Source organism: Candidatus Micrarchaeota archaeon (assembly GCA_021163225.1).
GTDB lineage: Archaea > Micrarchaeota > Micrarchaeia > Anstonellales > JAGGXE01 > JAGGXE01.
The window spans coordinates 1-11,686 of record JAGGXE010000038.1 but is presented as its reverse complement, the minus strand read 5'-3'; the positions used below and the strand labels follow the sequence as shown (position 1 = coordinate 11,686).

The 11,686-nt window shown below is 46.3% G+C and carries 9 protein-coding genes and 2 tRNA genes; 2 read left to right on the top strand and 9 right to left on the bottom strand.

Features of this window, described 5'->3' with window-relative positions:
• Positions 1–4: 4 nt before the first annotated feature.
• A tRNA-Cys gene (locus J7K41_02700) sits at positions 5–112 on the bottom strand.
• A 138-nt stretch (positions 113–250) separates the two neighbouring features.
• Here J7K41_02700 and J7K41_02695 point away from each other — a divergent pair.
• Positions 251–1,354, top strand: a complete 1,104-nt coding sequence (locus J7K41_02695; protein MCD6549589.1) for a CBS domain-containing protein — start codon at positions 251–253, stop codon at positions 1,352–1,354.
• Here the strand turns inward: J7K41_02695 and J7K41_02690 are convergent.
• From J7K41_02690 to J7K41_02655, 8 genes are all read right to left on the bottom strand, one after another.
• Positions 1,341–2,060 (bottom strand): anaerobic ribonucleoside-triphosphate reductase activating protein, encoded by a 720-nt coding sequence (locus J7K41_02690; protein MCD6549588.1) that lies wholly within the window; start codon positions 2,058–2,060, stop codon positions 1,341–1,343. The genes J7K41_02695 and J7K41_02690 overlap by 14 nt on opposite strands.
• 54 nt (positions 2,061–2,114) lie before the next feature.
• Positions 2,115–4,352 carry a ribonucleoside triphosphate reductase gene (locus tag J7K41_02685; protein MCD6549587.1) on the bottom strand — a complete coding sequence of 746 codons (2,238 nt, stop codon included), beginning with the start codon at positions 4,350–4,352 and terminating at the stop codon, positions 2,115–2,117.
• Between the two features lie 5 nt (positions 4,353–4,357).
• Positions 4,358–4,828: a transcriptional repressor NrdR gene (gene nrdR, locus J7K41_02680; protein ID MCD6549586.1), complete on the bottom strand. Its 471-nt coding sequence runs from the start codon at positions 4,826–4,828 to the stop codon at positions 4,358–4,360.
• 214 nt (positions 4,829–5,042) lie between these two features.
• The gene (locus J7K41_02675) at positions 5,043–6,650 is read right to left on the bottom strand and encodes a hypothetical protein (protein MCD6549585.1); all 1,608 of its coding nucleotides are present in this window, start codon (positions 6,648–6,650) and stop codon (positions 5,043–5,045) included.
• Positions 6,616–7,095 carry a 50S ribosomal protein L11 gene (locus J7K41_02670; protein MCD6549584.1) on the bottom strand — a complete coding sequence of 160 codons (480 nt, stop codon included), beginning with the start codon at positions 7,093–7,095 and terminating at the stop codon, positions 6,616–6,618. Before J7K41_02670 ends, J7K41_02675 begins: the two co-directional genes overlap by 35 nt.
• 16 nt (positions 7,096–7,111) lie before the next feature.
• Positions 7,112–8,173 carry a mechanosensitive ion channel gene (locus tag J7K41_02665; GenBank protein ID MCD6549583.1) on the bottom strand — a complete coding sequence of 354 codons (1,062 nt, stop codon included), beginning with the start codon at positions 8,171–8,173 and terminating at the stop codon, positions 7,112–7,114.
• Between the two features lie 61 nt (positions 8,174–8,234).
• Positions 8,235–8,332, bottom strand: a tRNA-Leu gene (locus J7K41_02660).
• A 216-nt stretch (positions 8,333–8,548) separates the two neighbouring features.
• Complete coding sequence (locus J7K41_02655; GenBank protein ID MCD6549582.1) at positions 8,549–9,868, bottom strand: hypothetical protein; 1,320 nt, start codon at positions 9,866–9,868, stop codon at positions 8,549–8,551.
• A gap of 120 nt (positions 9,869–9,988) precedes the next feature.
• Here J7K41_02655 and J7K41_02650 point away from each other — a divergent pair, with 120 nt between their 5' ends.
• The gene (locus tag J7K41_02650; GenBank protein ID MCD6549581.1) at positions 9,989–11,257 is read left to right on the top strand and encodes a serpin family protein; all 1,269 of its coding nucleotides are present in this window, start codon (positions 9,989–9,991) and stop codon (positions 11,255–11,257) included.
• The last annotated feature ends 429 nt before the right edge of the window (positions 11,258–11,686 follow it).

Genomic DNA, 11,686 nt, shown 5'->3' with positions numbered 1-11,686 from the left:
TAAGAGCCAGGGAGGGGATTCGAACCCCTATACGCCGGTATCTGGAACGGAGCCGACTGTGCAGCAGCCGGCTGCTCTGCAGCCGGCTGCGTAGCCATTCCGCCACCCTGGCGAACAACCGTCTTCGAGACCCTCTCGAGACAACGGTTACACGGCAAAAGGAACGGCAAAAGGATATGACAGAATTAAATAGAAATAGCTGGGATTGGTTTAAAAAGATTACTATTTACATGAATAAAAAGGTGATAACATGCTGAAGATTTATCCTGCCGTAAAGGTTAGAGACACCTTTAGTGTTTCGAAGGCATTGGGAATCATAAAAAAGGAAAAGACACCTGTGGTAGTGGTGGACTCACGGAACCGGTACATAGGCATGCTGGACGCAAGACGTATAAGAGAACATCCTGTACCCGACCCATCGAACACCAAATGTTCCACGCTTGCCGTTAAAGCACCTCGGTTAACCGAACTCACCGACCCGCTCAAGGTCGCGAACGCATTCTTTATCTCCAGGTTCTCGATGCTACCGGTCGTTGACGATTACGACAGGGTACTGGGGCTTGTTTCAAGGTACGACCTGTTGAAACTGTTATTAGAAAAAGGAATGATACCGAAGAAAAAGGTGGGTGAAGTGGCATCCGTACCGGCAATAACTATAGAAGCCGATGAAACGGTTGCTAAAGCCATCGGTGAGATGAGAAAGCACGGTGTACGGCGATTGGTAGTTACAAAGAACGGGAAGTTGCACGGATTGTTAAGCGCGTTTGACTTAGGGTTAACGTTGAACGTTCCCAGGGAACGGTTGCCGATGATGTCCGAGAAAACTAAACCCGAAGATATAATCGTAGAATCCGTTGCAAAAACAGATGTGTTAACGATCGACCCGAACGCGTCCCTGTTCGAGGCAACAAAGATGATGATCGAGAACCGGGTCCCATCGTTGATCGTTACCAGGAGAGAAAAACCCTACGGAGTACTGAGCAACAAAGATATTCTGGAACAGGTTGTCACGGTCGAAAATGTCCCGGAGATACATATAAGCGGTCTCGACAGGTACGACAAAATATTCTACAACGACATCTATGAAGAATGCGCCCGTGTACTGAAAAAGATTTCGAAGATACTGAAGGATGTAGAATCACTGACTGTTTACATTAAAAAGTACGGTAACAAGTACTCGGTCCGTATGCGGCTCAGACACGGTAAATCGATAGAAGCGGTGCATTGGTACGGTTGGGACCTGCCCGGTGCGGTGATGGGAGCATTGGAAGACCTTGAAAAAAGAGTCCTCAAAAAGAAGAAAAACGCGTTACATACGCTCCATCACAAACGAGGCGGAATCAGTACTGCCTGAGCACAACATCTTTTACCCATTTCTTTGCCGTCATGTAGAACATATTGACCTCAGAATCCTTGAAAGGTGCTATCGATTCAAACCTACGGTCAACCAGCGAACCCTTCACAGGTCTGAACATCTGGATCACGTAGTGTTCGGCACCCAACTCTTTCAACCATCTGCCGATCTCTTCGATATCATCGACCGTGTGAAGCGTCGGCACGACAGTAGTTTTAAACTCGTACGGCAACCCGGAATTTATAGTCAGTCTGAAGGATTCCTCGATATTGTTCATCATTTCTGGCGTGACGGTGACACCTACAACCTCCGAATACCTCTCCTTAGGTGCTTTGATATCCAGTGCCAGATAATCCACCAGACCTTCCCTTATGATCTGATCGAGCATCCTGGGGTTGGTTCCGTTCGTATCCAGTTTCACCGAAAAACCGTTCTCTTTCAATCGACCTAAAAATTCAACAAAATCATGGTGAAGGGTGGGTTCGCCACCTGTGATAGCGACCGAATCTATGTACTTCTTACGTTTGATCAGTATGCTCAAAACCGTATCCTCATCCAGTCGATGTGCGGGGTACTCTTCAGGTATCACGAGCATACGGTTATGGCAAAAAGGACATCTAAAATTACAACCGATGGTGAACAATACGGATGCGACACGTCCCGGGTAATCCAGTAAACTCGTCTTTTCCAGATGTGCAAATTCCATACTTATCACCTCTGCAGTTTTATGTATGACGCGATGGGTAGCGGGAACGAAAACCTAGTCACCGAACACGGCCGCTTTATCGAACGTACGTCTCTGTTTGAACTCTTCCTGTTTGCCATCGTTCCACTGACTCACCGGACGTATGTAACCTACAACACGGCTGTACACTTCGCACCGTTGCCGTTTCTTCTCCAATCTACGAAGCATATCGTAATCCACTTCCTGACCCCGTTCCCTAAGTTTATGGATGTTCGTATAACCGATTTCTGCATCACATTTCGGACAGTATTCGTGTTCGCCAGGGATATAACCGTGAACCGGACATACGCTGAAGGTCGGCGTCAACGTGTAGTAAGGTAATCTGAACGAGTAAGCGATCCGTTTAACCAGGTCGCGCGCCGCACGCCAATCCTGGACACGTTCACCGAGGAATACGTGGAACACTGTACCGCCGGTGTACAACGTCTGGAGTTCGTCCTGAAGTTCCAGAGCGTCGAAGAGGTCTATGTTTGCACTGACGTGTAACTGCGTAGAGTTTGTGTAATAGGGTTGCCTACCCGATTTGACCGCTTCCTCATTAGCGACTATGATCTTCGGATAGTACCTCTTGTCCAACCGCGCAAGCCGATAACTCGTCCCTTCACCCGGTGTGGCCTCGAGGTTGTAGAAGTTATTCGTTTCCTCCTGGTATTCGATCAATCTCTCCCGCATGTGTTTCATGACCTTTATTGCAAACCGTCTCCCTTCATCGTCGAGGAGGTCCACACCCATGAAGTTAAGAAGCGATTCGTTCATCCCTATCAAACCGATGGTGCTGAAATGGTTCTTCCAGTATTGACCGTGTGCCGCTTTCACGTTGCGCAGATAGAACTTTGAGTACGGGTACAACCCGTTCTCAGTGAACCGTTCCAGAACCTTTCTTTTTATCTCCAGCGATTCCTTAGCAAGATCCATCAACCTGTCCAACCGTTCAAAATATTCGTCCTCATCTTTAGACAGGTATCCGATCCTCGGTAGATTGATCGTCACAACACCGATGCTTCCCGTGAGCGGATTCGCACCGAACAACCCGCCACCGCGTTTTCTGAGTTCACGGTTATCGAGACGTAACCTGCAACACATCGACCTCGCATCCTCTGGTTTCATGTCACTGTTGACAAAATTCGAGAAATACGGTATACCGTACTTTGCCGTCATCTCGAATATCTTCTGTACGACAGGGTTATCCCAATCAAACTCTTTCGTAATGTTGTACGTAGGTATGGGGAACGTAAACACACGACCGTTCGCATCACCTTCCATCATCAATTCTGCGAATGCTTGGTTGAACATGTTCATCTCTTCCTGAAAATCTCCGTACGTGTCATCGGTCATCTTACCGCCGATGATCACACCCTGATCCTTCATAAAGTTAGGGACTTCAAGGTCGAGCGTGATGTTGGAGAACGGTGTCTGGAAACCGACACGTGTAGAAACGTTCATGTTGAACAGGAACTCCTGAAGCAACTGTTTAACCTGTAAATAGTCGAGATTATCGTACCTTATGAAGGGTGCGAGATATGTATCGAAATTGGAGAATGCTTGCGCACCTGCGGTCTCACCCTGCAAAGTATAGATATAGTTGACGACCTGTCCGAGTGCCGATGCCAGATGTTTCGGCGGTTTGCTCTGGATCTTCGTCGGAACACCCCTGAACCCGGTTAAAAGAAGGTCCTGAAGGTCCCAACCAACACAATAGGCACCCAACGTACTCAAATCGTGAATATGGAAATCACCGTGCTTGTGGGCACGTGCGATCGGTTCGGTATACAGTTTGTTCAGCCAGTAATCCGCTACAATAACACTTGATATATGATGGTTCAACCCCTGCAGAGAATAGTTCATGTTGGCGTTCTCCCTGACGCGCCAATCCTCCATATGAAGATAACCTTCGATAATCTCTACCGTATCGAGATGGTGAGCCATCTTTCTCAGATCCTCGTGTTTCTTACGGTACAGGATGTACGCCTTGGCGGTTTTGACGTATTTCTCAAGGATCAACGTCTCTTCAACAATGTCCTGGATATCTTCTACCGAGGGCACATTGTTCGGCCAATGTTTGTTGTTCAACACCCGTTCAACCTTGGACGCGATGATCTCGGCTTCTTCTCTATCACCTTCGTTGACCGCGCGCATGGCCTTCCAAACCGCGTTAACGATCTTTTCCCGGTTGTACAGGACAAGACTACCGTCACGTTTCCTAATATGCGAAATCTTATTCTCGGTTTCGGCATCTTCCAATCTATCATCCATACCTATCACCTTCTTTTTCTTTTCTTACTTTTTCTTTTCTTAAGGGTTTGAAGCGCCTTTTCAAAGGCATCTATATCGTCAAACTCCTTGTAAACAGAAGCAAACCTGATGTACGCAACAGGGTCGAGACGCATCAGTCTGCTCATAACCATCTGACCTATCCTGCTACTCTTTACTTCGGTAACCATCGAGGCCCTGAGTTTTGCTTCGATGTCGGATACGATCCGTTCGATAGTGTCGGAACTTATCGGTCTCTTCTCACAGGCACGGGTTATACCGCGACGTAGTTTTTCCCTATCAAAAAGTTCTCTGCGGTTATCCTTCTTTATCACGTAGAGGTCGTTCAATTGGATCGTCTCATAGGTGGTGAAACGTCTACCGCATTTCAGACATTCGCGTCTACGACGGACACCGGAATCTGTATCGCGCGAATCGATAACACGTGTTTCCGGATGGTTACAGTACGGACATCTCATTCTGTCACGCTCCGAAAATCATTCATCGGCAGCATCAACCACAATATCTTGTGGTCGTACCCAACCGATTACACAAAATATAGTATTTATAAACCTTGTGGGGTATATCCCGTAAGTGCAAAATTTTTGACTACTATGTTTCCACACCTTTAATCAACAGACAAGCGCAAAACAGGAAGTTCTTAAAAAGGAGGCACGGTCAGACGGTTGAACATCATCCACCGAACCGGTTCCGCAAACGCACGAACACTATTACTAATACGACGGTGATCACCAACCCGCACCCTATTACGAGCCACGGAAACCCGCCGCTCTCATTCGTTTGAAACGTCAGAACGGTGTCCGTGTAACCCGTACGGGTAATCTTAAGAACATTGAGTCCGCTCTCAAGGGTTATGTTGAAAGGTGAACGATGAACCGGTAACGAACGGCCGTTCAAACTTATGTTAAGACGGTCGAGCGGGTGACCGTAATCGTTCTCCACATACACAGTCACCACATCACCGGAACGGTAGACGGTAGCGTTCGGTTCCACAAACACTTTGAACCGGAGTTTGTGATCTGAGTTCTTCAGCAGAACTACGGAAGACAACGTAGCGTTCTGTACCCCCGGTATCCTACAACTCAATGTGTGAGGTCCGTCGCTCAGGTTGATCGGATCAAAATAATACTCAAACCGTCCGTTAGGATCCAATGGTACGTACATCTCTCCATCATCCACAGATAATATGACGTGGTCGGGTAACTCTCCATGTTCGGAATATACTGATCCGGCTATCCGAACCTCGGCATTACCTATCAACTCCTTCCGAAGCGGTTGGTCAAACTCGCAGATGAACCCGATGGGAAACACGTAAACCCTGTTCTCGTCAGTAGACACGACCAAACAATCATCTTCAGATGTGACGGTTGTGGGAGTGCCTCCGGTATGGATTACAAATTCCGGTGTTATATCCTCCGAATACCCGCGGATTAAACCTCCCCGTCCGTCGTATCCGCACAGAAAAACATGTTCATCGTCAACGGCCATGCACAGCACTTCACCCACGAACCTGTTTTCGAGAATTTCGGCACCTTTCGTTTTGATGAAATTACCTTTCGTTGTCCAGATGAACAGGTTATCGTGATAGGGAATGACGTACAAAGGCACGGACCCGAATTCGAATGCAAAACTGTCGTTGGAAGAGAAAAGGTTCAAGGTCTTCTGTGAACGGACAATGACGTACTCGTTACCCTGAATATTTAACACGTCAATAAGTTTACTCTTATTCTCTAATCCGGACCGCGACCAAACATAGTAACTCGTATCCGGATCTATTGCGTACAGGGCACCGTCGGTCAACACGTATACGTAATCACCTACAACCATGTCTCTTATCTGTCGGTCTATCGGGAACTCCATCGAACCGTTACCGTAGCATTCGATCCCTTCCGGACCGGCATAACAAACCCTACCACAACCGGTAGCGACATACGAAACGTTTTCATCTATCTTACGTTTTTCACCTCTCACCACTTCGTAAAACCTGCCTTCGTTGTCCACAACAACAAGCCCGTTGGTCGAAGATTCCGCAGACCTCGGATAGGGTACCACAGTTTTGCCCAAAACCCTACCGCTGCACGGGTCGAATGCATAGATATCGCCGGAAACAGTGACTATGTATAATGTTCCGTTGACGATGTCCGCATATTTTACACTATCGCTGAAAGACGGTGATGTGTAGGGACAACATCCGTAAACAGGTATGGAGATGACTAGGACGGCAAAGAAAACTGTAAAAAGAAAGTTATTCCGCAAGTATTGTGTCATGTTTACCTTCATCGATCTCCCTGATTATCTCACGCGGGTCCTTACCGTTACAGGTTGCGCCCAAACTGACGCATGTTCCGAGGACCTGTTTAACCGCGCTTTTTAACGATTTAGCACGCATCTTATCTCTCTTAATCTTTGCGATCTTTATCACCTGCTCAAGAGAGATATCACCGACTATTTCTCCGGGTTCTTTCCTACCCTTTGTAACACCTATCTCCTTTTTTATCAATTCCGATGTCGGCGGAGTGCCGATCTCTATGTCGAACGTCTTAGACTCCTTGTCAACGATCACTTTCACGGGAACCTTGATACCTTTGAAATCCTTGGTCTTCTCATTGATCGTAGATATGATCTCGTTTATGTTAACACCTAACGGACCCAGTGCCGGACCGAGCGGTGGGCCTGCTGTTGCCGCACCCCCTTCGACCAGAGCGCTGATCGTAACCTTAGCCATACATCGCACCTCCTAATCATTTCTCAAGATATACCGTATATGTTGGGTATGGTATATCAATCTTATGTTTTTTAAATGCTTTGTACACGGCAATCTTGATATTTTCCTCTGTATTGAACCGTTTTCTCCTGTCCTTATACCTGAAGAAGAGCGTAAATTCTAACCCAGAATCCAGGAATTTGGAAAATCTGACCAGTACAGAATCCTTCACATAGTATTCATCTTTCTTCAAAACAGAGAGGGCTGCTTGAGTTATGACCTTTTTAACCTTTTCAACATCAACACCGTAAACGGTTTGGAACTTGAGCGTAAGCGTGGTCGATGGGTCAGGCTGCGAATAGTCCAACACGATGGATTCTGCGATGGTTTTATTGGGCATGGTGTACAGGTTGTTATCCCATGTCCTGATCCGTGTGCTCCGCCAACCCACCTCCAGGATCTGTCCTTCTACATCGCCTATCTTCACCCAATCTCCAGGTTCGAAAACGCGGTCACTGACGATATGTATCCCGGCAATAAAATTGCTGAACGTGTCCTGCAGGGCAAGCGCCACCGCTAAACCGCCGATACCCAAACTCGCTACCAAAGGTGTAATCTCGATACCCAACCCTGCCAACAGAACGAGTAGACCCACGATGATGATACCGAACGAAACGTATTTCTTTAACGATGGAGCAAACTTGTCATCAAAGGTAGTTCTCGTCTTCGGAGCTATCTCTTTAACGTACCAATCGACTGAAGCGTTGAACACATGAACCGCCCAATAGGTAAGTATGATAATGTACACAGATGAAAATACCGAGTCGAGCGTTATTCCGAACACGCTGTAATTAAGATAGGCGGAGAAAGCCAGATAAAAGGAAGATGTTACGATGAGCAGAACGACCGGTCGGTGCGATTTATGGATCAGTACTTCGTCCAGAGATACCTTTGTCTTATGGGTTATCCTGAGGAGAACTGTGTAGATGATACGAAAGATAAGGTAACCCAGAACCAGGGAAGTGACCAACGTAACAAGTATCCCGACAGGGTCGGTAGGCCCGATAACCATCAATCCGTTCAACCATGCAGGTATCATGCCGAATACACCCCGCGCTACCGTTTCTGTTCATCCAAAATCTTCAAACGGTAAAGATGTATGCCGGGGGAGGGATTCGAACCCACGAAGGCCTAAGCCATCAGATGGCTCATCGGCAGATCTTGAGTCTGACCCGTTTGACCGCTCCGGCACCCCGGCATCTCCACCTAACCGTGATGTCTATTTTATAAGAGAAAACACAGATTTTTAAACTTTATGTAAAAAAAAGGCTACTGAAAGTGCGATTGTGAATTCTCCAGTTTACCCTTTCTCATATTCCTATACTTCTTTTCTTACTTCATCTTCAACTCGGTGGATTAATCTTTAAAGAGTTATTCACAAGGGCAAAAGGCAACAGAGAATCAATAAAAAAATTTAACCAAAAAACCGTTTCTTGACATAGTACAGGATAAGAATAAACACTATCACGCCTACCGCCATGGACACAGTTGTAATCATGTTGAATGACTGACCCGATGAAGGTTGCTCTGGACCTGTGGAACCGCTCTGGTTGGACGGTTGCGTTTCGTTTGATATTAGATTTTCCGTGGTCCCTTTACCTGTATAGGTACCCATGTAAACGGCAAGGTTGCCTGCGTTATCGTAAGCATCTATCTCATACTCCAACACTCCGCCGTCTAGGATCTCGGGGACACGGGCACGGTAGTAATCACCCTGCCGTATCATGGTAACGGCACCGCGCGAAGTCCTGTTATCAACAGTAACGCTGTAGTAAAGTTTGGGCGGTTTAGATTGCGATATACCGGACGGATATCTGCCGGGGTCGGTAATCCTGACATTGATAAACACACCCGTTACGTCCTCGATTATGTCACCGACTTCTATATCCGGTTCGGACCGGTCAAAACTGACCGTCACGTTATCTTTTTCCAGTACGTTAACCGAAACGTTTTTCAAAGAGGCACCGTGGGTCACCGTTAGGTCAAACACAGGATTCTCGGCAATGAACGATAGTGTAATGCTTCCGGACAAGTTATAAGAGATGTTAAACACTGAAAGTGTTGCGTTGATCGGATTGCCGAAATCGTCAACAACGTTCACGGTAAACGTGTAGATACCGACGGGTAGATTGATCACTTGACCGTCCTCGGTAACATTGATGTAATACATCTTCTTCAATCCGCCGACATCGATGTACACGGGATGCGTTCCCTTGGGCATCTCCAGATACAGGTCGCCGTTTACGTCTGTTTCTTCTGTAACTTCGTCGAAGAATGTAACGTTACAATGTATCGGGTCGCCGGTGTCTGCATTGTACACGTGTAATCTCACGAAATACACGTCTTTAAGTTTGACAAACTGGGTAACTCCGTTGACCGTCTTCTTGGCATTCAACCGAATACTTGCAGAGGATTGCGGGCCGTCGTAATCGTCACCGGGATATGTCACGTAGAGGGTATAATCGTAATCCGCTTTGCGTTCATCCTTCTCAGTGTACCAAAATTCGATGTCGGCCAGACCCGACTCGTCCGTCTCGAATATGCGTGTCTTAACAAACCCTCTGATCTGATTGATCTTGTAAACAGTCCACAAATCCGCGCCGGGTACCGCACGACCGCGAACATCGCCTACAAAGACGCGTACCTTCTCAACGTAATCCGCGTAAGCAATCTCTGACACAACGAATAACAGAAACACTAATGCCAAAACCGACCTTCGAACAGTTGATCTCATGGGATGAATATAAACTTTCAAGTTTTTTAAACATTCCTCTCAAAAACCCTTGAAAAAAACGATTCGGAAAGCTTTTAAAACAACGGTCCATCATATTAAGTCGGTTTCTAACCGGGGGTGATGGGTTTGGATAAGATGAGAATGTTCGGTGTAATCGGACTGGTGATACTCGGACTGTTCATGGCCTACGGGTGCACTCAACCGTCCGAGCAACCGACCGTGTTAAACGAGACCGGAGTCACGCAGGAGCAGATCGATAAAGTGGTCGATGCTAACAATAAATTCGCCATAGAGATGTATAAACAACTGAGCGGCAACTCATCGGAAGACAACGTGTTCTTCTCACCGTACAGTATATCGTCAGCGATGGCTATAGTTTATGAAGGCGCCAGAGGAACCACTGCCGATGAGATAAGAACCGTTTTCAGTTATCCGGAAGATATTATAGATCTGAGGAAAGGATACGCGCATCTGTTCAATTCGATCAATAAACCTAACGAGAACTATGAGTTGAGAACGGCTAACGCGTTATGGGCTCAAAAAGATTACCCGTTCCTGGACGAATACCTCGAAACTGCTAAAACCTACTACGGAGGTAAACTGGCTAACCTGGATTTCGTAAATGACCCTGAAGGGTCACGGACAACGATAAACAGATGGGTTGAAAACCAAACCAACGGCAAGATCAAAGACCTTCTCCCAAAAGGAAGTGTCAATCCGTTGACACGTCTCGTTGTAACCAATGCGGTATATTTCAAAGGTAAATGGGTCAAACAGTTCGATCCGAAAGATACGTACAAAACCGATTTCCATGTAACCCCTGAAAAGAAAGTGAAGGTTGATATGATGGCGTTAAGGTCAGAGGTGTTCAATTATACCGAAGACGATACTGTTAAGGTTCTGGAACTGCCGTATTCCGGGAACAGATTATCGATGCTCGTAATCCTGCCTAAACAGAACCATACAATAGATGAAGTGGAAGACTCGCTCACCATTGAAAAGATAAGGGAATGGCAGAGCAATCTCAATCCCAGAGAAATCGATGTGCATCTACCGAAGTTTAAGATGGAAACAAAATACAAACTGAACGATGTCCTTTCAACCATGGGGATGCCAACAGCATTCATTCCTGATACAGCAGACTTCTCTGGGATGAACGGTAATAGAGAGTTGTTCATAAGCCACGTGATACATCAGGCGTATGTGGATGTTAACGAAGAAGGTACCGAAGCAGCAGCGGCTACAGGAATAACTATGGAGCTTAGTGCTGTTCCGCCGGAAAATCTATTCGTGGCCGACCATCCGTTCATCTTCCTGATAGTTGACAAGGAAACCGGCGGGATCCTCTTTATGGGACGACTGAGCGACCCGTCTAAAACCGGTGCCTGAATTTTTCTTTTTTATTTTTAACTGGAGGAATTTCTGGGTTTTAATTGGGTTACCAACGGATGGGTTGATATAGAGAACATAGATACCGAACCAGGAACCTTTTTAGTAAAGTGCTACTTCAGAACGGTGGATAGAACATTAAACGATACTGCTAGAGTGTACATTTTACCTGGAGAAATCAAACGAGCCAACTGTCAAGTAGATACAAAGATAGGTGAAGATGTGCGGTTTACATATGAAATAATTCCTGGAACAAAAACCGTAACTCAATTAAGATACAGAACAATCTATAAAACACGGCCAGTAAATAAGCAGAAAGTAATCAAATTGTACCAGATGTTATTCGGCCTGTATTAAGTCAACTCTACCTTGTAGCACCGAAAAGAAAAGAGGATGATTAGTGTCTTCGTCTAACCCTCCTCTTCGGTT